Here is a 22,536-nt window from a genome sequence, read left to right on the forward strand (position 1 = left end):
TATATTTTGTTAATACCCTAGAAAAACCAAAGGTTGATTACATCTAAAGATATTACACAAAATTATGGACTTGACTCGTATTTTGCGTTTCTGGACCGTTAATTATTTTTATCGGTCCGTATTTTCTGTTTCTGGACCGTTAATTTATTTTATCGGTCCGTATTTCCTGTTTCTGGACCGTTAATTATTTTTATCGGTCCGTATTTTGCGTTTCAAAATACTTTTCATTCACTGAGCATAATACTTTGTGCTTTTTCCAGTTCCAATTCTTTTAAAATTATTATATAAAACCCTTTTGATAGAACTTCTATAAACACCTGTCCATTCTTCTGCTTCTTTGACTGAAAAAGGTGCATCTTTCAATAAATATAATTCTTTTAATGATTTTATAATAATATCACTTCTCATCAATACGGTACCACAATGGTTGCAGTTTAAATATTTTCGTTTATTATAAATCAACTCTGTTTGCAACATCTTCCGACATTTTGTACATCTTACCCCTCCATTTATCTCATCAAACTGTATTTTTTGAAAATGTTTATTGTTGGTTAAAAATGGCTGGTGTAGTGATTTCAACTTGTCATAAATCAATTTATTGTGATCATATTTGAAGTTATTTGATACCATTTCTTTTAATTTGTACAACTCGCTATTCACTAAAATATCCACTTTAGATCTTAAATCACCATGTAATGTAAATGTTGGATGTATAAATACAATATAACTTTTCACCCTTCTATTTATATTATATTTCTGAATAACTCTTTTTAATCCATCATGTGCTACTTCAAATTGATTAATAAGATCTTTTGCTACATAACCAGAACTTCTATATAGCTTTTGGTTGTCATAATAATAGTCTCCTGTGAAATTTTTAATTTCAAATTGAATGATTTCATCATCAGTTACCACTAAGAAATCAAATTGAATTTGGTTGTAATTTTTAATTTGTAAATCATATATCCACCATAGACCTTCTATTTCATTTAGAAGGCTAGCAAATTGCTTTTCTCCTTCGAAACCTTGTTTAATGACTTGGTATTGTTCATCTAATTCTTTTGGAAAATCTTCCACCCTTTCTTTAACCGCTTCAACATAATCAATGAATAAATTGTTAATCAACTTCAAAATTTTTTCACCTCATATTTTCAAAATTTCACTTACAAATCAAAAAAAGCCCTCCGAATAAAAATTCGGGGACTTTTTTAAAATCATTCTCATATTATAGTCTGTCTTCTAATTCTTTTTTCAAATCTTCAAATCCTGGTTTACCAAGTAGAGCAAACATATTTTGTTTATATGCTTCAACTCCTGGTTGGTTGAATGGATTAACGCCTAGTAAGTATCCACTCATAGCACAAGCCAACTCGAAGAAGTATACAACATAGCCGAATGTATATGCATCTAATTGAGGCACTTTAACAACTAAGTTTGGTACGCCACCATCTGTATGAGCTAATAGTGTACCTTGGAATGCTTTAGTGTTAACAAAATCAACAGTTTCACCTGCTAAGAAGTTCAAACCATCTAAATCGTCTTTATCTTCTTCTATTGTAATATCATGTTTAGGGCTCTCAACTTTAACAACTGTTTCAAATAAGAAACGACGTCCTTCTTGTACATATTGTCCTAATGAGTGAAGGTCAGATGTAAAGTTTGCACTTGAAGGATAAATACCTTTATAGTCTTTACCTTCTGATTCACCGAATAGTTGTTTCCACCATTCACTAAAGTATTGTAATGCAGGCTCATAGTTAATTAACATTTCAGTTGAATAACCTTTTGCATAAAGAATATTACGGATTGCTGCATATTGATATGCAATATTTTCTTCAAGTTCAGATGATGATAAATCTTCACGTGCTGCAGCAGCACCATTCATCATTTCTTGAATATCTACACCACTTGCTGCAATTGGTAGTAATCCTACAGCTGTTAATACTGAATATCTACCACCTACGTCATCTGGCACTACAAATGTTTCGTAACCTTCTCCAGTAGCTAAATCATTTAAAGCACCTTTTTCTTTATCTGTAGTAGCAAAGATACGATTTTTAGCTTCATCTTTACCATATTTTTCTTCTAAAATTTTCTTGAAAATTCTAAATGCTACAGCTGGTTCAGTCGTTGTACCTGATTTAGAAATAACATTAATAGAGAAATCTTTACCATCTATATATTCAATTAAATCATGTACATATGATGATGATAAATGATGTCCAACAAATATAATCTGAGGATTCTCACCTTTTTCGTAGTTAGCAAATGTTGAATTCAACATCTCTACTGCAGCACGTGCACCTAAATAAGAACCACCAATACCGATAACAAGTAATACTTCTGATTGTTCTTTAATACGTTTAGAAGCTGATAAGATTCGATCAAATTCTTCTTTATCGTAATCAACAGGTAAATCAACCCATCCTAAAAAGTCACTACCTGCTCCTGTTTTTTCATGTATAACATGATGTATATTCTTTACTAAATCTCTTGATTGGTCTAGTTCATGTTCACCAAAAAACGTTAATGCTTTTTTATAATCAAATTGAATATGTGACATAGTATCCTCCTATTGAATTCATAGTTAATTTAAACAACGTCTTTATTTTACTCTAGTTTTCATAGGCTTTCAATTGAAATGTAACGATATACTTTGTAATGCATAAATATTTAATAAAACTATTGAAAATACAAAATCAATATGGTATCGTATGTTTATCGATTAAATATACAAGATATTAAATATTAATACAAAAGGGAGCGATTTAAGTTATGTCTAATAAAGTAGTTTTAGCTTACTCAGGTGGTTTAGATACAAGTGTTGCAGTAAAATGGTTAATAGAAAAAGGTTATTCAATAGTTGCATGTTGTTTAGATGTTGGTGAAGGTAAAGACTTAGACCTTGTACAACAAAAAGCATTCGATATGGGCGCAGAACAATCATATGTCATTGACGCTACTAAAGAATTTAGCGAAGATTTTGTTGGTTATGCAATTAAAGGTAATACAATGTATGAAGGAACATATCCTTTAGTATCTGCATTAAGTAGACCTCTTATTTCCAAAAAATTAGTAGAAATAGCTCAAGCTGAAGACGCTATTGCTATCGCACATGGTTGTACTGGTAAAGGTAATGACCAAGTACGTTTTGAAGTTGCTATTAAATCATTAGCACCACATATTAAAGTATTAGCACCAGTTCGTGAATGGTCTTGGAGTCGTGAGGAAGAAATTGATTATGCAAAAAAACATAATATTCCTATTCCTATCAATTTAGACTCTCCTTATTCAATTGACCAAAATTTATGGGGTCGTAGTAATGAATGTGGTATTTTAGAAGATCCATTCGCAACACCACCAGAAGATGCATATGATTTAACTAATCCAATAGAAGAAACTCCGGATACACCAGAAGAACTTGAAATTGTTTTTGAAAATGGATTACCTACTTCAATAAATAATAAGTCGTATCCATTAGATCAACTCATTTTAAATTTAAATGAAATTGCTGGTTTACATGGTATCGGAAGAATTGACCATGTAGAAAATCGTCTAGTTGGAATTAAATCTCGTGAAGTGTACGAAACACCTGGTGCAAAAGTAATTATGGAAGCACATAAAGCTTTAGAAACGATTACTTTAACTAAAGATGTTGCACATTTCAAACCAGTTATCGAAAAACAATTATCAGAACAAATTTATAATGGCTTATGGTTCTCACCTTTAACTGAGAGCTTAAAACAATTTATTGATTCTACTCAAACTCAAGTAACTGGTACAGTACGTGTTAAACTATTCAAAGGAAATGTTATTGTAAATGGACGTAAATCTCCATTTAGTTTATATAATGAAGAACTTGCAACATATACTAAAGAAGATGCATTTAATCAAGAAGCTGCAGTAGGATTTATCGAAATCTTTGGCTTACCTACAAAAGTTAAAGCATTATTAGAAACAGAGGGTGTTTTAAAATGACAAAAAAAGCATGGGGTGGAAGATTCGAGTCTAACCCTGAATCATGGGTAGATGCATTCAATGCATCTATCCATTTTGATAAAAATTTGATTGATCAAGATATACAAGGCAGTATTGCGCACGCAACAATGCTTGCTGAACAAAATATTATTCAAAATGATGAAGCTGAATTAATTATTCAAGGTTTAAAAGAAATAAAACAAGATTATTACAACAATAATTTAGAACTATCAGAATCATTAGAAGACATTCATTTAAACGTTGAACACGCATTAATTCAAAAAATTGGTCAAGTCGGTGGAAAGCTACATACAGGTAGAAGTAGAAATGATCAAGTTGCAACTGACATGCATCTTTATACAAAGGAAAATGTCCAAGAAATTATTAAACTTGTTGAATCTTTACAAAAATCTATTATCAGCATTGCAGATGATCATATTCATACAATTATGCCGGGTTATACACACCTTCAAAGAGCACAACCAATATCGTTTGCTCACCATATAATGACGTATTTTTGGATGTTAGAACGTGATAAATCAAGATTTAATGACAGCATTAAAAGGATTGATATTAATCCACTTGGTGCAGCAGCATTAAGTGGCACTACACATCCAATAGATAGACATCGTACACAAGAACTTCTAGGTTTCAGTAGTTTGTATGAAAATAGTCTTGATGCTGTAAGTGACCGTGATTACATTGTTGAAACATTGCATAACATTTCATTAACGATGGTCCATTTATCAAGATTTGCTGAAGAAATCATATTTTGGTCTACAGATGAAGCTAAGTTCGTTACTTTATCAGATAGCTTTTCAACAGGATCTTCTATTATGCCACAAAAGAAAAATCCAGATATGGCAGAATTGATTAGAGGTAAAGTAGGAAGAACAACTGGTTACTTAATGAGTATGTTAGTTACTTTAAAAGGACTACCTTTAGCCTATAACAAGGATATGCAAGAAGATAAAGAAGGATTGTTTGATGCTATTCATACTATTAAAGGATCTTTACGTATATTTGAAGGTATGATTACATCAATGCAAGTCATTAAAGATCGTTTAAATGAAACAGTTCATAAAGACTTTTCAAATGCGACAGAATTGGCAGATTACTTAGTAGAACAAAATATACCATTTAGAGAAGCACACGAAATTGTAGGTAAAATCGTATTATGGTGTATACAAAATGGAAAATATTTATTAGATGTACCTTTAGAACAGTATCAATCATATAACAATAAAATCGAATCCAATGTATATGATTATTTAAAACCTGAAAATTGCTTAAGCCGTAGAAAAAGTTATGGTTCAACAGGACAAGAGTCCGTACAACATCAGATTAATGTAGCTAAAGAACTTATTTAAAATAAAATTATTATTCCAGAGGCTGGGACAATTAAATTGTCTCAGCCTCCATTTTGTAGTCAAATCTGCTTTTAATGGACTTCTTATCAGCAATTTTACCTAGTATTGCTTTTAATGCACCTCTTATCAGCTATTTTACCGAGTATTGCTTTTAATACACCTCTTATCAGCTATTTTACCTAGAATTGCTTTTAATGGACTTCTTATCAGCAATTTTACCTAAATCTGCTTTTAACGCACCCCTTATCAGCAATTTTACCTAGTATTGCTTTTAATGGACCTCTTATCAGCTATTTTACTGAGAATTGCTTTTAACACACCCTTATCAGCTATTTTACCTAGAATTGCTTTTAATGGACTTCTTATCAGCAATTTTACCTAAATCTGCTTTTAACGCATCACTTATAAGTATAATCGTAGAAAAAATGCATATAAAAATAGATCATTAGTAACGATTTTGTAAGTGCGGACGCCTGAGGGAATAGTATGCGTGAGAGACTACAGGCTCGATCCATACCCCTAGGCAAGCATGCACGTACAAAATCGTAAAGTATTATAAAAAATAAGCATATCACTATAAACTTTTAAAAAATCAGTTAAGTGATATGCTTATTTATTTTGAGTTAGAATTTATGTCCCAAAATCATTTTGAGGGTGAGACAAATTAATTGTCTCACCCTCAAATCATTCTATTCACAGTAGATTACTGGATTGAAGCTTATGCCCAACCTCTGTATCTAGCTGCTTCTGCTGTACGTTTAATACCTACAATATAAGCTGCTAAACGCATATCTATTTTTCTGTTTTCTGATAAGTTATAAACTGTATCAAATGCTTTAACTAGTTTTTCACGTAATTTTTCATTAACTTCTTCTTCAGTCCAATAATAACCTTGATTATTTTGTACCCACTCAAAGTATGAAACCGTTACGCCACCTGCACTTGCTAATACATCTGGTACTAATAAAATACCACGTTCACTTAAAATTTTAGTAGCTCCCATTGTAGTTGGACCATTTGCTGCTTCAACAATAATATTAGCTTTTATGTCATTTGCATTTTCTTCAGTAATTTGATTTGAGATTGCTGCTGGAACAAGAATGTCACAGTCAATTTCAAATAATTCTTTATTTGAAATAGTATCATCAAATAAATTAGTAACAGTTCCAAAGCTATCACGACGATCCAATAAATAATCGATATCTAAACCTTCAGGATCATGAAGTGCACCATAAGCATCAGAGATACCTACAATTTTTGCCCCTTGGTCATATAAGAATTTCGCTAAGAAACTACCGGCATTACCGAAGCCTTGTATAACGACTCTAGAACCTTCGATTGTTTTACCGCGTCTTTTGGCAGCTTGTTCAATTGCAATAACTACACCTAATGCAGTAGAACGGTCTCTACCTTGAGAACCACCTAACACAATTGGCTTACCAGTAATGAATCCAGGTGAATTAAATTCATCCATTTGACTGTATTCATCCATCATCCAAGCCATAATTTGTGAATTTGTAAATACATCTGGTGCTGGTATATCTTTTGTTGGCCCTACTATTTGAGAAATAGCACGAACATATCCACGAGATAATCTTTCAACTTCATGAATACTCATTTGTCTTGGGTCACAAACGATACCACCTTTACCGCCACCATATGGTAAATCTACAATTCCACATTTTAATGTCATCCACATAGATAAAGCTGTTACTTCTTCAACGTCAACATCAGGATGGAAACGTACGCCACCTTTTGTTGGACCAACTGCATCATTATGTTGGGCACGATACCCAGTAAACGTCTTAACAGAACCGTCATCCATTCTAACTGGTATACGCACTGTTAATAATCTCATTGGTTCCTTAATTAAATCGTACATCCCCTCATCAAAACCTAATTTATTAAGGGCTACACCAATAATTTCTTGTGTCGATGAAACTAAATTTAAATTTTCGCTCATGATCCTCTTCGCCTCTTTTTTAAATACTTTTAATCTCTAAATAATTGTAACATAATTGATTATTTTTAAAAGGTCTTTAACACTTTTTTGTAAACGTTATCAGCTTTTTTATTTAAAAACAGACTTAACTTGATCAAGTGCCCAATCTAAATCTTCTTTTTCAATGATTAATGGCGGTGCAAAACGGATTACTGTATCATGAGTTTCTTTACATAATAGTCCTAATTCTTTTAATTTCTCACAATATGGTCTAGCATCTTCAGTTAACTCGATTCCGATGAATAATCCTTTACCTCTTACTTCTTTAATAGATGGATGTTCGATTTTTTTCAATTCATCTTTGAAGTAAGTACCAAGCTCTAATGAACGCTCTGATAATTTTTCATCAATTATTACATCTAATGCTGCATTTGAAACAGCAGCAGCAAGTGGATTACCACCAAAAGTAGAACCATGAGAACCTGGATTAAATACTTCTAATATTTCTTTATTACCTACAATACATGAAATTGGGAATACGCCTCCGCCTAATGCTTTACCAAGAATATACATATCTGGTTGTACGTTATCCCAATCAGTAGCAAATAATTTTCCAGTTCTTCCTAAACCTGCTTGAATTTCATCTGCTATAAACAACACATTATTTTCATCACAGACTTCTCTAATTTGTTTTAAATAGCCATCTTCAGGTACATTAATACCCGCTTCACCTTGAATAGGCTCAATTAACACAGCTGCTGTGTTAGGTGTAATAGCTGATTTAATTTGCTCAATATCACCAAAATCAACGAGTTTAAATCCTCCTAATAATGGACCATAACCTCTTTGATATTCTTTTTCTGAAGAAAGTGAAACTGCAGCCATAGTACGACCATGGAAGTTTCCATTCATCGCAATAATTTCTGCTTTATTATCTTCTACACCTTTCACTTGATATGCCCAACGTCTTGCAGCTTTAATTGCTGTTTCAACAGCTTCTGCACCTGTATTCATAGGTAGTACCATTTCTTTGTTGGCAAGTTTACATATTTTTTCATACCATGGACCTAATTGATCACTATGGAATGCACGTGAAGTTAGTGTTACACGATCCGCTTGATCTTTTAATGCTTGGATGATTTTCGGATGACGATGACCTTGGTTAACAGCTGAATATGCTGATAACATATCTAAATAACGATTACCCTCTGGATCTTTCACCCAAATGCCTTCTGCTTCTGAAATTACAATTGGTAATGGCAAATAGTTTGGAGCACCAAATGTATTTGTTTGTTCAATTATTTCTTGTGATTTTGTCATATTAAATCTCCTCCCATTAAAACAGTAGAGCATGTATACGCCCTACTGTATTTTGAATATTCCAACATCATTATAACATTTCTGACGTAGTTCGTCCTTGTAAATGAAGTACTAAGTAATCTGGGCCTCCAGCTTTTGAGTCTGTACCAGACATTTTGAACCCACCAAATGGTTGATATCCAACAATCGCGCCTGTACAACCTCTATTAAAGTATAAGTTACCTACTAAGAAGTTTTTGCGTGCTTGTTCTAATTTAAATCTATTATTAGAAATAACGCCGCCTGTTAAGCCATATTCAGTGTTGTTAGCAAATTCGATTGCTTGATCAAAATCTTTTGCTTTACTGAAACCAACAACTGGTCCAAAGATTTCTTCTTGCATCACTCTATCATCATGTTTCAAATCAGCTATAACAGTTGGGTTAACAAAATGACCTTTTTCTTCATCAGTTGTTCCACCAGCTACAATACGGCCTTCTTTTTTACCGATTTCAATATATTTTTTAATTTTATTTAATGAATTTTCATCGATTACAGGTCCCATATAATTTTCATGATTTGTAGAATCGCCGACTGTTAATTTTTCAGTACGCTCAACCACTTTATCTAATAAATCATCATAAATATCTTCAACAGCAATTACACGAGAACATGCAGAACATTTTTGTCCTGAAAAACCGAATGCTGATTGTACTATAGAATCTGCAGCTAAATCTAAATCACCTTCAGAATCAACAATGATAGTATCTTTACCACCCATCTCAGCAATTACACGCTTAAGATGTGTTTGACCTTTTTGTACTTTTGCTGCTCTTTCATAAATAGATACACCAACATCGCGAGAACCTGTGAATGAAATTAAACTTGTATCTTTATGATCAATTAAGTAATCACCGATTTCACTTGATGAACCAGGTATATAGTTTACTACCCCTTTTGGTAAACCAGCTTCTTCAAGAACTTCCATAAATTTATAAGCAATAACAGGTGTTTTTGAAGATGGCTTTAACAATACCGTATTACCTGTAACGATTGGTGCTACAGTAGTTCCTGCCATAATAGCAAATGCAAAGTTCCAAGGTGAAATAACGACACTAACACCAATTGGTAAATAATTATATTTATTATATTCTCCAGGACGGCTTTCTACTTTTTTACCGTCTTTTAGTTCTAACATTTGGCGCGCATAGTATTCCATAAAGTCAATCGCTTCAGCTGTATCAGCATCAGCTTCTTTCCATGGTTTACCACCTTCTTTAGAAAGTAACGCTGAGAATTCATGTTTGCGGCGTCTAGTAATTGCAGCTGCTCTAAATAACACATCTGCACGAACAATTGGATCAGTTTCTCTCCAAGTTTTAAAAGCTTCTTTAGCCGCTTCCATTGCTTTTTCAGCATGCTTTTTGTTTGCTTTAGAAACTAGTCCAACTGTTTCTTCTATATTAGAAGGATTATAAGAACGTGTTTTATCATCAGTAAAAATTCTTTCCCCTCCAACAATAATCGGATATTCTTTTCCTAAATATCCTTCAACAGTTTTAAGACCTTCTAAATAAGCAGCCTTATTCTCCTCTTTCGCAAAATCAGTAAATGGTTCGTGTTTGTATGGAATCATTAAAGTAAACCTCCCTATGTTTATATGGGGCAAAAAAAGAAACCCCTTACATTCCTATAATGACACACTTTTATAGATTACTTCAAGCTATTTTTTTCAAAAATTAAGGATTAAAATAAGTTGTAAAATTACTTCAGATAAATATACAAAAAGACGATTAAAAGTTCACTTAAACACTATAAAAATTTAATATTTTTTCATAATTTTCACTTACAAATAGCAGTGTTTTATTCTTTATAGTCCTTTAAACAAAAAATGAGTATACAAAAAGACGATTAAATAATTATTTAATCGTCTTCAAGATGCTTATTAGATTGATTAATCCATTTAGGCAACCTTTCTTCTAAAGGTTGAAACCCATATTTTTCTGTCTCACGTATTTCATCTAGAACTGAACGCTTTTCTTTCTTACGCTCTTGTCTCTTGAAATACTCATTCTCTTTTAGTGATAAATTTAGTTTACCATCTACTTCAACTTTGATCACTTTTGCCTTAACAATTTGACCAACACTTAAAAATTGATTGAGATTATGCACGTAATCATTCATCACTTCTGATATATGAATGAGACCTTCCACATGTTCAGGGGTTTCAACAAAGGCGCCATATGGCTGTATGCCAGTCACTTTTACCTTTACAAACTGACCAACTTTATATTGTTTTCCCACTTTTAGAAAACCCCTTGTACTTATAGTTATTAACTCTTACATCATAGCATAGTTATTTTTAATTAACCATTAATTTGATATATAATTCTGAAAATACAATTCATAAATATAACTTAAAGAATGAACTTGGAACATAAAACATAACTAAAAAAAATATTACTAATAACCATTTTTATAAAATCTCACGATTTTGTTCGTGCATGCTTGCCTAGGGGTATGGCTCGAGCCTATAGTCTCTCGCTCATACTATTTTTTCAGTCGTCAGCACTTTACAAAATCACTACTAATAACCATTTTTTATAGAAACTAACGATTTTGTTCGTGCATGCTTGCCTAGGGGTATGGTTCGAGCCTGTAGTCTCTCACGCATACTATTCCCTCAGGCGTCAGCACTTACAAAATCGTTTAAATTATACAATAAAAACCAAATTAACGAGATGCTTTATATAGAAAAATGGTAGCTCTAAGTGCTACTACGGACTTTGAACAAATTGAACTTAAATTTATAAGTTCAGTTTGTTTTTTGTTTTAATAAGTAGATTTTTTAAACATAGAATCAGTTCTTGAATGAATTCCAACTATTTAATAAATATTTAATTAATATTTGTTATTTTTTAGCGCTGACTCCTGCGGGAAAAGCATGATTCGAAGACTACAGGCTGAGAACATGCCCGCGGAAAGCATGCGCATAAAAAATACCAACAAAGTCTATGAGCTGAACAATAATTTTCATAAAAAATAAGAACAGAAATTCATTATTAAAATGAATTTCTGTTCTTAATAAATTCTAGGATATTTATATCCCAAAGTATTCTCTTATATTACATTTCTCAACTAGCTTGTAATGATACTACTTTTATTACCATGATCTTACAATTGTTTAATCCTCAAACTTCATAGGATTTCAATCAGATAGTAGTTGGTGCAAAGCAATATTCACTTAGTTATTTTTTACTTTTATTCTCCTCTTGCTCTAAATGATCCATCACTTGTTTTTCAAATGATTTCATTTTCTCTTCGTCTTTTTTTGATTTTTTACGAAACATCATAAAAACAATGTACGCCAAAACCATAAATAATAATAACGTAGCAACAGCAGGAATATATTCTAATTTATTATCTGGAAAATAAAGAAATTCCATCATAATCCGACCACTCCCTTAGCATCTAGATTATAACAAAGATTAAGTCGAATGAATTGATTTTTTATGACAATTGAATGTCGATTTATTTTATAATATCAATTGTCTCGATTACTATGTCTTCAGCTGGCTTGTCATTAGCGCCAACTTTAACATTAGCGATTTCTTCTAAAATGTCTTCACCTTTAACGATATGACCAAATACTGAATGTTTTTGGTCTAACCAAGGTGTTCCACCTTTTTCAGCATAACGATCAACGATTTCTTCTGGCCAACCGCCATCTTTAAGTTGAGATAACATATTGGCTGGTACTTCTTTCATTTGGACAATGAAAAATTGAGAACCATTTGTATTTGGACCAGCGTTTGCCATTGATAATGCACCATACAAGTTAAATGCTTGTAATGAGAATTCATCTTCAAAAGCACTTCCATAAATACTTTCTCCACCCATACCAGTTCCTGTTGGGTCTCCACCTTGAACCATAAAGTCATTAATTACTCTATGGAAAATAATTCCGTCGTAATATTTTTTCTCAGCTAAGCCGATAAAGTTTTCTACTGTTTTAGGTGCTAGCTCAGGGAATAATTTGAAAGTCATATTACCTTTAGTTGTTTTAATTTCTACAACTCTTTCACCTTCTAGTATTTCATTTGTTAATTGTGGATAGTTTGTCATTTAAAATTCTCCATTCATGTTAAAATAATTACAATAGTGATATCATAACATAATTTAATAGAAAGGGGATATCAACATGTTATATCAATTTCCACATAAAACTGGTCAGTATGTTGTAGAAGTAATTGAAGAAATAGGAGATCAACTTCTTGTTAAAATTTTAGCAGTATTGAAACATCCTAGACAAGGTGATTTACATAGCCCTAATGAAGTAGAAAATGTGTTTTTCCATGAAAGAAAAGCATTGAGTCAGTTTGAAAAAAGATATACAACAGCTCAATTTTTGAAAGCGTATAATGAAGAGGTACCGAATTATATTGAATCACTAAAATCTTCTATTTATGAATTAGAAGAGAAGATGAAGAAAAAAAATAACGCTTATAGTGATCAAGCATTAAAGTGTATAGAACAATTGAAAAAAGATTATTCGAGACAATATAAGGTTAATATATAAATTTTACAAAAAAATTCAAGAAATTTATTACGAGTTTCTTCATATTTAAAAATCGCCTAAAAATTCTGAAATATAGTAATGCTAGTATTTTCAAGCATTGAGATTATTGTGTATAATATTAATTAGGTGAATTTTTGGAGGGAGGTTATTAAATGAGTTTAATGCATATTATGATTTTATTACCTTTAATTTTTGCAATCATAATACCAATTTTATATAAGTTTTATAAAGGAACTCATCTAGGATGGTTTGTATTACCGATTCCTATTATTATATTTAGTTATTTTATGTCATACATAAAGGTTCCTGACTCGGACAAACCATTTATTGTCATTTGGGAATTCATGCCAAGAATAGGAATGAATTTTTCAGTTCATCTAGATGGTTTGAGTTTATTATTTGCATCATTAATTACAGGTATTGGAGCATTAGTCGTTCTTTATTCCATTACATATTTAAGTAAGAATGAATCATTAGGGAATTTTTATTGTTATTTATTAATGTTTATGGGTGCAATGTTAGGTGTTGTTTTATCAGATAATCTACTTATGCTTTATCTATTCTGGGAATTAACATCTATTTCAAGTTTCTTACTAATCGCTTATTGGCGTCATAAACAGTCATCAATATATGGTGCTCAAAAGTCACTTTTAATCACAGTATTTGGTGGTTTAATGTTACTGGGTGGATTCATTTGTTTAGCATTAGCTGGTAATTCATGGAGTATTACTTCACTTATACAGAATGCAGAAACAATACAATCATCACCTTACTTTATATTTGCGATGATTTTAGTTTTAATTGGTGCAATGACTAAATCTGCACAATTTCCATTTCACATATGGTTACCTGATGCAATGGAAGCACCTACTCCAGTAAGTGCTTATTTACATTCAGCAACAATGGTTAAAGCAGGTATTTATTTAGTTGCTAGAACTACACCGATTTTCGCAGCAAGCGCAGGATTTGTGTGGGCGGTGACTGCAATAGGTTTAATAACACTATTCTGGGCATCATTTAATGCCGTAAAACAGCAAGATTTAAAAGGTATTTTAGCATTTTCAACTGTTTCTCAGCTCGGTATGATTATGTCGATGTTAGGAATTGGTGCTGTAAGTTATCACTACTCTGGAGAAGAAAGTCAATTATTCTTAGCGAGTATAATCGCAGCAGTTTTCCATTTAATTAATCATGCTACATTTAAAGGCGCGTTATTTATGATTACAGGTACAATTGATCATGAAGTTGGTACAAGAGATATTAAAAAGTTAGGTGGACTAATGACCATCATGCCGATTTCTTGTACATTCACGATTATTACAGCTTTAAGTATGGCTGGTGTGCCACCGTTTAACGGATTCTTATCTAAAGAGTTATTTTTAACAGCGATGTTTGATGCTCATAAAGCAGATGTTTTCAGCTTATCAACAATTGGTTACTTACTACCAATCGTCGCTATTGTAGGTAGCATCTTCACGTTTGTGTATTCATTTAAATATGTACATGAAGTATTCTTTGGTGAATATAAACCAGATGCATTACCTAAAAAGCCACACGAAGCACCAATGCTTATGTTGTTGCCAACAGGTATTCTAACATTTTTAGTAGTGCTTTTCGGGTTATTCCCAAATATATTAAGTGAAAGTATTATTGCTCCAGCTGTAAGAGCTATAGCACCATTTGCTGATGCACCTGAAGTACATATATCACACTGGCACGGTATCACACCTGCTTTAATAGGTACATTAATTGTATTTATAGTAGGTTTCATATTATTTAAATCCGTTGAAAAATGGATTGGTGTTTACAATATTCAGCCAGAATATTTAACGTTTAATTATTATTACGATAGAGGTATTCAATTAAGCTCTTATTTATCTAATAAAATTACTCAAAGTTATATGACTGGATTTATTAGAACATACTTAATGTATATATTTGCTTTCTTTATTATTATGACTGCACTAACTTTATTCACGCATCCTGTTAGTATCGCATTTGATAATATAAGCGAAATTAGACCATATGAAGTGATTTTAATGGGATTAATTTTAGTAAGTACATTTTGTATCGTATTAGCAAAATCAAGATTGTTCAGTATCATTATGCTTGCTGCAGTTGGATACTCAGTTGCGTTATTCTTTGTATTCTTTGGTGCACCTGATTTGGCACTAACACAATTATCTATTGAAACAATTTCAACTGCCCTATTCTTATTATGTTTCTATCATTTACCTAAAATGAATAGACACGATGAAAACCGTAAATTTAAAATCGGTAATTTCATAATTTCTATTTGCATAGGTATTGCTGTAATTACAATTGGGCTAATTGCATATGGTAATAGACATTATGATTCAATTTCTAAATATTATATTGATAATGTTTATGACTTAGCAGCAGGTAAAAATATGGTCAATGTAATACTTGTAGACTTCCGTGGTTTTGATACATTGTTTGAATCTGCAGTATTAGGTATTGCTGGTTTAGGAATTTATACTTTAATTAAACTACGTAATAATGATAAAAATGGAGGTGAAGAACATGAAGAAACAATCGAATGATGTGTTCTTTCAGTTTAATTCCATAATCATTTTCTTAATTATTATGATGTATGCTGTTTCTATATTCTTTGGTGGACACTATACACCTGGTGGCGGATTCGTTGGTGGTTTATTACTATCATCTGCAGTTATCATCATCGGGATAGCATTTGACACTAAAACATTAAAGAAAATGTTTCCTTTTGACTTTAAATTGGTGACAGGCACTGGTTTATTCTTTTGTGTTCTTACACCTATTTTAAGTTGGACTTACAATAAAACATTTTTTACACACGCATTTGGGGAATTTCACCTTCCTATATTTGGTGAAGTACATTGGCATACAGCAATGCTATTTGATTTAGGCGTACTGCTAGCTGTTGTAGGTACTGCGATAACGATTATATTAGCGATTGGAGAGAATGAATAATGGAAATATTAATGATTTTCGTTTCGGGTATTATTATATCTGTATCAGTATACCTAGTTCTCTCTAAAAGTTTAATTAGGATTATTATTGGTACAACGTTACTTTCACACGGTGTTCATTTAATGCTTCTTACTATGGGTGGATTAAAGAAAGGTGCTTTACCAATTGAAGAAGAAGGCATCAAAAATTATGTTGATCCATTACCACAAGCATTGATTTTAACAGCAATTGTTATTGCATTTGCTGTTACAGCATTTTTCTTAGTACTAGCTTTTAGAAGTTATAAAGAGCTTGGAACTGATAATTTAGAAGAGATGAAGGAGGTACCGAAAGATGAATAATTTGATTATTGTACCTCTTATCATTACATTTTTAACGGCTGTTACTTTAATTTTTGTAGGTCCAAGACCTTATTTAAAGCGTAAAGTCGTACTAACTGGTTTTACTTTAGCCTTTTTAGTAAGTTTATATAATATCTATATGATTAATATGGATGGTACACAAACACTGAACTTAGGTAGTTGGCCAGTTCCGTATAGTATTGTCATATACGTTGATATGTTGAGTGCTTTGTTAGTTAGTACGAGTTTGTTTATTACACTCGTAGTACTCATATACTCACACCAATCGATTGGTATACACCGGGAAAGATATTTTTATTACTTTGGTGTATCAATGATGGTTACTGGTGTTAACGGTGCCTTTATGACAGGCGATTTATTTAACTTATTCGTATTTTTCGAAGTATTCTTAATGTCATCATATTTATTACTTGTGATTGGTGGAACAAAAATTCAATTACAAGAAAGTATTAAATATATATTAGTTAACGTTTTAACTTCAGCTTTCTTTGTACTTGGTGTTGGTATGCTCTACTCCATAACAGGAACATTAAATATGGGTGACTTACATGTTAAACTTGCTGATCTTTCAGAAGCAAATTTAAATATAGTCGTAATTACTTTTATTATGTTTTTATTTGTTTTTGCTACTAAAGCAGGTATGTTCCCATTGTATTTCTGGTTACCTGGAGCTTATTACGCACCACCTATCCCGATTATTGCTTTATTCGGTGCATTACTAACTAAAGTAGGCGCATATGCAATCATGCGTACTTTCAGTTTATTCTATTCAACGAATAGTGAGTTTATAACTCAAACATTGATTGTACTTGCAATACTAACCATTATTATGGGTTGTATAGGTGCGATAGCATACTATGATGTTAAAAAGATTATTATTTATAATATTATGATTGCGATTGGTGTCATTCTTATCGGTGCTGCAATGATGGACAAAAATGGTATGATGGGTAGCATTTATTACTTACTACATGACATGATTATTAAAGCTTCTTTATTCTTATTAATTGGTGTCATCATTAAAATAACTGGTTCACCAGATTTAAGAAAATATAGTGGTCTAATCAACCATTATCCAGTTCTAGGATGGATATACTTTATTGCCGCACTATCATTAGCCGGGATACCTCCATTAAGTGGTTTCTACGGTAAGTATTTTATCGTAATGTCTACATTTGAAAATGGTCATTATATAAGTGGTATTGTCGTATTATTATCTAGTTTATGTGTCCTTTACTCAGTAATGCGAATCTTCTTAATGGCATTTTGGGGAGAAGAAAAAGGATATGTTTACAATCCTAAATTACCAATTAATAAGTTAATGATCGCATCAATCACAATTACAGTAGTGGCAATATTATTTGGACTTGGCGCAGACTTTTTATATCCTCTTATAGAAAAAGCAGCCTTGCCTTTCTATAACCCTGAGACATATGTAAATGCGTTAGGAGGCGATTATTAATGGCTATACAAGTACTAATTAATGTTCTATTAGCAACTCTATGGATGATGCTTTCTGAGACATATACTTTTGGTGCATTCATATTTGGATATTTATTCGGTATATTGTTTGTATTAGTTGCATTACCCCTACTACCTGGCAAACATTTGTACTTACGTCCAGTATGGAAAAGCATCTTATTAGCTATATTATTTATGAAAGAATTGATACTTGCTAATATAGATGTAATTAAAATTGTTATCCAAAAAGAAATTCATAATAAACCAGCGTTCTTTGCATACCCAACAGAACTAGAGCATGATTGGGAAATTACATTACTATCACAATTGATTACATTAACGCCTGGAACAATCGTCGTAGCCATTTCAGATGATAAAAAAACACTTTATATTCACTCTATAGATTTTTCTGATATAGATTCGGAAATAAGTTCTATTAAAGATTCATTTGAAAAAGCAATCAAGGAGGTGAGCATACGATGACAAATATATTCGTAATAATCGCTATTATCATCGTTGCACTCTCTATGATAGGTATTCTTGTTCGTGTCATAATCGGACCAACTTTAGCTGATAGAGTAATCGCTCTTGACGCATTAGGCATAACTTTAATGGCAATGATTGCATTGTTCTCTGTATTAACTAACACAAGATATTTATTCGTTATACTTTTATTAATAGGTATTTTAGCATTCTTAGGTACTGCAGCATTTGCGAAATTCATGGATAAAGGAGAGATCATTGAAAATGATAGAAACGATTCTTATTAGTATCTCAATAATTATGATGGTCATTGGTGCATGCTTTAGCTTTTTCGCAGCGTTAGGTATTCTAAGATTACCAGATGTGTTCTCACGAGCACATGCTTCTGGTAAAGCTTCAACTCTTGGAGTTATGTTAATTTTATTAGGTGTAATGATCTACTTCATAGGTAAAGAAGGTCATTTCAATGTTCAATTATTACTAGGTATTATTTTTATATTTATTACAGGTCCTTTAGCAGGACACTTAGTTTCAAGAAGTGCGTATTATATGGGGGTTAAACCTACTGAACGTACAATTCGAGACGATTTAAAAGATGCAAAATAAACAATACTTTAGGAATTAAAAAAGACGAAATTCACTCTTTATCGTGAATTTCGTCTTTTTCTTTGGGATTCTATAAATCTATGTCTCAGCCCTATTTTTATCTTTTCTTTTTTATAGCTATAGTTGCTCTAATTACTGAAATTAATTGCTCTTCTTCATTTGTTACTTTAACATCCCATACTTGTGTAGTACGTCCGATATGAAGTGCTTTCCCCACAGCTCTTACTTCACCGCTTCGTATAGATTTAATATGATTTGCATTAATTTCTAATCCTAAAGGTATTTCATCTTCATTTGAAGATATATGTGCACCAACAGATGCTGCTGTTTCAGCTAATGCGATTGTTGCGCCACCATGTAAATATCCAAATGGTTGTTTGACTTTGTCAGTTACAGGCATTGTCATTTCAATATAACCATATTTTGATTCTACTGTTTCTATTTGAAGATTTTCTATTAAGTCCATATTATGATCCCCCTTATTGATACTATAATACCATAGCAGCGATAAAGCCAAATATCAATAATGGTATATTATATATAATAAAATTGGGTATACAAGTATCTCTTATATGATCATGTTCTCCATCGACATTCAATCCTGCTGTTGGACCTAATGTTGAATCACTTGCAGGACTCCCTGAATCGCCTAATGCACCTGCAGTACCAATAACTGCTATTAGTGCCATAGAACTCATACCAATTTCTTGTCCGAATGGGATAAATAAACTTGCAATAATGGGAATGGTTGCAAATGAAGAACCTATGCCTAATGTCACGATCAATCCTATTATCAACATCATTATGATACTAAAAGCTTTGTTATCGCCTGTAATAGAAGAGAGACTTTTAACTAGTGTACCTACTTCATTCGTTTCATTCATTACACCCGCAAAACCATTCGCAGTTAAAATAACAACACCTATATATGCCATTATTTGAATTCCTTCAACTAATTTAACATCTAAATCTTTCCAGTTATATAATCCTGAGAAGAAGAAAATTAGAATACCAGCTAAAGCACCGAATATCATTGATTCTGTAAATGTCTGAACAATAAATGTTGCTAAAATGGCAACTCCAGTAACAATTAAAGGATATGGTTTTAAAGTTTTCAATTCTTGTTCTTCTTCTATTTTTATTGTTTTATATGTTCTTGGTCTCCAATAAAGTATGATTGCAATTATTAATCCAACAACATAGCCCATTGAAGGAATAAGCATTGCTTTCCAAATATTATAAAATTCTATATCTACATTTGCTTTACCAAATGCATCAAATATAATTGACTGGAAGATGTGTCCGTATCCGTATGGTAATAATATATAAGGAAAACATAATCCAAAACCTATTACTGTTGCTATTAACCTTCTATCCATTTTTAATTCATTAAATAGACTTAATAATGGTGGTATAAGGATTGGTATAAAAGCTATATGGACAGGTATAATATTCTGACTTAAAATTGAAATAACGAGTAATACACCTACCAAAGTAATTTTAATTTTAAGTCTACTTTTTTGCGAATTTTCTTTTTTCATTGATTTGATGATTTTACCAACTATGTAGTCAGTAATTCCACTATATGAAATAAGTGCCGCAAATCCACCTAATAAAGCATATGATAGTGCAACTTCTGAACCATCAACGATTGTTTTTCCAAATGTAGATATCACTTTATCAAGCGACATACCACTTAACAAACCACCTGTTAATGCACCCACGAAAATACTCAAAACGACATTAAGTCTCATTAAACAAAGTATAATCATTACAATAACAGCTACAAGTACTGCATTAAATTCCAAAAAGACCCTCTCCATTCTTTAACTCTCTACCACGATAAAGTAAAATGATGAATTTATCATATCAGTTGAGAAATATGATGTCAATATATCGATAACTAGTCAGAATTTTTAGAATAATATAATTTAAAAAATACTTACAAAACCAGTGTGACTTTGTAAGTATTTTTCGATTATTTTATAATATATCGCATTATCTGTTTTTTAAGAAATGAATAACCGTAGGAATCATTGCACCAGTAGCGCCTTTTGGTCCACGGAACGATACTTTTTCAGTTTCACCTGATCCAGCAATATCAAAATGTAAATGAGGAATATCTCCACTGAAATGTGTTACAAATGCTGCAGCAAATAGCGCTTTACCATTTTTATTTAATATACAGTTTGTTAAATCGGCAACTTCTGAAGACTTAATATCATCTTTTTCTTCGTCTGTAATTGGTAATTCAAAACTTACTTCATTTGAATACCTTGCTGCTTTCTTTACATCCTCAATATATTGATCTGCATCACTAGAGAATATACCTGTTTTTCCTAATCCTAATGCAGCAACTACTGCACCTGTTAATGTAGCAAAGTTCATAATAAGTTCTGGTTTATACTGAGCAACATATGAAACAGCATCTCCTAAAACAAGTCTACCTTCAGCATCTGTATTTGTAATTTCAACAGTTTCACCACTTAAAGCAGTAAATACATCATCAGGTTTCATTGCATTACTAGATACCATATTTTCAGCTAGCGGCAATACAGCAACAATGTGAACAGGTAATTGCAATTCTGAGATCGCATTAACCATTGCTACTACATTACTAGCACCACTCATATCGTATTTCATAGTAGGCATACCTGTTTTGGATTTAATTTGATAACCACCAGAATCGTAAGTGACCCCTTTTCCTACTAAAGCGATAGGATCATTTTTAGATCCTTTATACTCTAAAGTAACTAGACGTGGAGGGTTTACAGACCCTTTACCAACTGCATCTAATAAGCCAATACCTTCCTCGCGAATAGCTTGTTCGTCTTTGATAGTGACCTGAACTTTAGAGTTTTTAAAATGTTCTTCAATTTGTTGTGCAAAATAATCAGGTGTCAAAATATTAGGAGGTGTTTGTGAATAAGTTCTCGCCAAATTGATACTATCTCCTAAAATCTCACCGTGCTTAATGTATGACTCAATATTTTCATTAGATGTAGAAATAAAGTTTATCGTAGTTTCAACATTCGCTGATTTATTTGACTTAAAATGATCAAATTGGAATACAGCTTGTTTTGATAACCATCCGAATCGATATAATCGTTCTTTTTCAGTAACATTTTGTGTTAAAAATGTATCATCAAATAGATTAACAGTTTCTATTTTATTGCTATGTAGATAACGGCTTAAATTACCATATATAACTTGATAATCGTTTTCTTTAATTTCCTTTAAATTTCCTAAACCTATAGAAATTAATTTAACAATATTATTATTAACAGTAACGGCAGTACTTGTAACTTCACCTAGTTCACTACTTATAATTTGTTGTTTTTTCAAATTATCTAACTGCCCATTTAATATATTATTCACTTCTTCAAAATTATGCATTTGATTTAAATGACTTGGGCAACCTATTATAATTGGAAATTCATTATTTGAATATTTTTCTAAAATGTTAAATTTCATATTATTATC

The 22,536-nt window shown here is 31.8% G+C and carries 21 protein-coding genes; 10 read left to right on the forward strand and 11 right to left on the reverse strand.

What is annotated here, in order from left to right; translation table 11 throughout:
• Nucleotides 1-228: 228 nt before the first annotated feature.
• Both B2G86_RS08380 and B2G86_RS08385 read right to left on the reverse strand, forming a co-directional pair.
• Nucleotides 229-1,131 carry a nuclease-related domain-containing protein gene (locus B2G86_RS08380; RefSeq protein ID WP_158079032.1) on the reverse strand — a complete coding sequence of 301 codons (903 nt, stop codon included), beginning with the start codon at nucleotides 1,129-1,131 and terminating at the stop codon, nucleotides 229-231.
• Nucleotides 1,132-1,225: 94 nt separating this feature from the next.
• Nucleotides 1,226-2,563: a glucose-6-phosphate isomerase gene (locus B2G86_RS08385; RefSeq protein WP_078357654.1), complete on the reverse strand. Its 1,338-nt coding sequence runs from the start codon at nucleotides 2,561-2,563 to the stop codon at nucleotides 1,226-1,228.
• 212 nt (nucleotides 2,564-2,775) lie between these two features.
• Between B2G86_RS08385 and B2G86_RS08390 the strand changes: the two genes are divergently transcribed.
• Together B2G86_RS08390 and argH are read left to right on the forward strand one after the other, a co-directional pair.
• Nucleotides 2,776-3,978: an argininosuccinate synthase gene (locus tag B2G86_RS08390; RefSeq protein WP_078357655.1), complete on the forward strand. Its 1,203-nt coding sequence runs from the start codon at nucleotides 2,776-2,778 to the stop codon at nucleotides 3,976-3,978.
• On the forward strand, nucleotides 3,975-5,348 hold the full coding sequence (gene argH, locus B2G86_RS08395; protein ID WP_078357656.1) for an argininosuccinate lyase: 1,374 nt from the start codon (nucleotides 3,975-3,977) through the stop codon (nucleotides 5,346-5,348). The genes B2G86_RS08390 and argH overlap by 4 nt, the downstream gene beginning before the upstream one ends.
• Nucleotides 5,349-6,066: 718 nt before the next feature.
• Here argH and B2G86_RS08405 read toward each other — a convergent pair.
• The 6 genes from B2G86_RS08405 to B2G86_RS08430 form a co-directional block, all read right to left on the reverse strand.
• A complete protein-coding gene (locus B2G86_RS08405; protein ID WP_078357657.1) occupies nucleotides 6,067-7,311 on the reverse strand; it encodes a Glu/Leu/Phe/Val family dehydrogenase in 1,245 nt (414 codons plus the stop codon).
• Between the two features lie 108 nt (nucleotides 7,312-7,419).
• Entirely contained in the window at nucleotides 7,420-8,610 is a 1,191-nt protein-coding gene (locus tag B2G86_RS08410) for an ornithine--oxo-acid transaminase (protein ID WP_078357658.1), read from the reverse strand.
• Nucleotides 8,611-8,680: 70 nt separating this feature from the next.
• On the reverse strand, nucleotides 8,681-10,225 hold the full coding sequence (gene pruA / locus B2G86_RS08415; RefSeq protein ID WP_078357659.1) for an L-glutamate gamma-semialdehyde dehydrogenase: 1,545 nt from the start codon (nucleotides 10,223-10,225) through the stop codon (nucleotides 8,681-8,683).
• A gap of 287 nt (nucleotides 10,226-10,512) precedes the next feature.
• The gene (gene ygs / locus B2G86_RS08420) at nucleotides 10,513-10,893 is read right to left on the reverse strand and encodes a S1 domain-containing post-transcriptional regulator Ygs (protein WP_078357660.1); all 381 of its coding nucleotides are present in this window, start codon (nucleotides 10,891-10,893) and stop codon (nucleotides 10,513-10,515) included.
• A 944-nt stretch (nucleotides 10,894-11,837) separates the two neighbouring features.
• Complete coding sequence (locus B2G86_RS08425) at nucleotides 11,838-12,038, reverse strand: hypothetical protein (RefSeq protein ID WP_078357661.1); 201 nt, start codon at nucleotides 12,036-12,038, stop codon at nucleotides 11,838-11,840.
• An 82-nt stretch (nucleotides 12,039-12,120) separates the two neighbouring features.
• On the reverse strand, nucleotides 12,121-12,714 hold the full coding sequence (locus B2G86_RS08430; RefSeq protein ID WP_078357662.1) for a peptidylprolyl isomerase: 594 nt from the start codon (nucleotides 12,712-12,714) through the stop codon (nucleotides 12,121-12,123).
• A 76-nt stretch (nucleotides 12,715-12,790) separates the two neighbouring features.
• Between B2G86_RS08430 and kapB the strand changes: the two genes are divergently transcribed.
• The 8 genes from kapB to mnhG all read left to right on the forward strand — a co-directional run bounded on the left by kapB (nucleotide 12,791) and on the right by mnhG (nucleotide 19,053).
• Nucleotides 12,791-13,168 carry a sporulation phosphorelay system protein KapB gene (gene kapB, locus B2G86_RS08435; protein WP_078357663.1) on the forward strand — a complete coding sequence of 126 codons (378 nt, stop codon included), beginning with the start codon at nucleotides 12,791-12,793 and terminating at the stop codon, nucleotides 13,166-13,168.
• Nucleotides 13,169-13,320: 152 nt separating this feature from the next.
• Complete coding sequence (locus B2G86_RS08440) at nucleotides 13,321-15,732, forward strand: Na+/H+ antiporter subunit A (protein ID WP_078357664.1); 2,412 nt, start codon at nucleotides 13,321-13,323, stop codon at nucleotides 15,730-15,732.
• Nucleotides 15,713-16,141, forward strand: a complete 429-nt coding sequence (locus B2G86_RS08445; protein WP_078357665.1) for a Na(+)/H(+) antiporter subunit B — start codon at nucleotides 15,713-15,715, stop codon at nucleotides 16,139-16,141. Before B2G86_RS08440 ends, B2G86_RS08445 begins: the two co-directional genes overlap by 20 nt.
• Nucleotides 16,141-16,482, forward strand: a complete 342-nt coding sequence (locus B2G86_RS08450) for a Na(+)/H(+) antiporter subunit C (RefSeq protein ID WP_078357666.1) — start codon at nucleotides 16,141-16,143, stop codon at nucleotides 16,480-16,482. The genes B2G86_RS08445 and B2G86_RS08450 overlap by 1 nt, the downstream gene beginning before the upstream one ends.
• Nucleotides 16,475-17,965 (forward strand): Na+/H+ antiporter subunit D, encoded by a 1,491-nt coding sequence (locus B2G86_RS08455; RefSeq protein ID WP_078357667.1) that lies wholly within the window; start codon nucleotides 16,475-16,477, stop codon nucleotides 17,963-17,965. Before B2G86_RS08450 ends, B2G86_RS08455 begins: the two co-directional genes overlap by 8 nt.
• Nucleotides 17,965-18,447 (forward strand): Na+/H+ antiporter subunit E, encoded by a 483-nt coding sequence (locus tag B2G86_RS08460; RefSeq protein WP_078357668.1) that lies wholly within the window; start codon nucleotides 17,965-17,967, stop codon nucleotides 18,445-18,447. The genes B2G86_RS08455 and B2G86_RS08460 overlap by 1 nt, the downstream gene beginning before the upstream one ends.
• Nucleotides 18,444-18,734: a Na(+)/H(+) antiporter subunit F1 gene (locus tag B2G86_RS08465; protein ID WP_078357669.1), complete on the forward strand. Its 291-nt coding sequence runs from the start codon at nucleotides 18,444-18,446 to the stop codon at nucleotides 18,732-18,734. Before B2G86_RS08460 ends, B2G86_RS08465 begins: the two co-directional genes overlap by 4 nt.
• Entirely contained in the window at nucleotides 18,712-19,053 is a 342-nt protein-coding gene (mnhG, locus tag B2G86_RS08470; RefSeq protein ID WP_078357670.1) for a monovalent cation/H(+) antiporter subunit G, read from the forward strand. Before B2G86_RS08465 ends, mnhG begins: the two co-directional genes overlap by 23 nt.
• 97 nt (nucleotides 19,054-19,150) lie before the next feature.
• On the opposite strand, the gene B2G86_RS08475 is transcribed toward mnhG, so the two are convergent.
• The 3 genes from B2G86_RS08475 to B2G86_RS08485 form a co-directional block, all read right to left on the reverse strand.
• Nucleotides 19,151-19,519 carry a PaaI family thioesterase gene (locus B2G86_RS08475; RefSeq protein WP_078357671.1) on the reverse strand — a complete coding sequence of 123 codons (369 nt, stop codon included), beginning with the start codon at nucleotides 19,517-19,519 and terminating at the stop codon, nucleotides 19,151-19,153.
• A 22-nt stretch (nucleotides 19,520-19,541) separates the two neighbouring features.
• Nucleotides 19,542-20,825, reverse strand: a complete 1,284-nt coding sequence (locus B2G86_RS08480) for a Na+/H+ antiporter family protein (protein ID WP_241837742.1) — start codon at nucleotides 20,823-20,825, stop codon at nucleotides 19,542-19,544.
• Nucleotides 20,826-21,051: 226 nt separating this feature from the next.
• Complete coding sequence (locus tag B2G86_RS08485) at nucleotides 21,052-22,527, reverse strand: M17 family metallopeptidase (protein WP_078357673.1); 1,476 nt, start codon at nucleotides 22,525-22,527, stop codon at nucleotides 21,052-21,054.
• Between the last annotated feature and the right edge of the window lie 9 nt (nucleotides 22,528-22,536).

This window comes from Mammaliicoccus fleurettii (genome assembly GCF_002018435.1).
GTDB lineage: Bacteria > Bacillota > Bacilli > Staphylococcales > Staphylococcaceae > Mammaliicoccus > Mammaliicoccus fleurettii.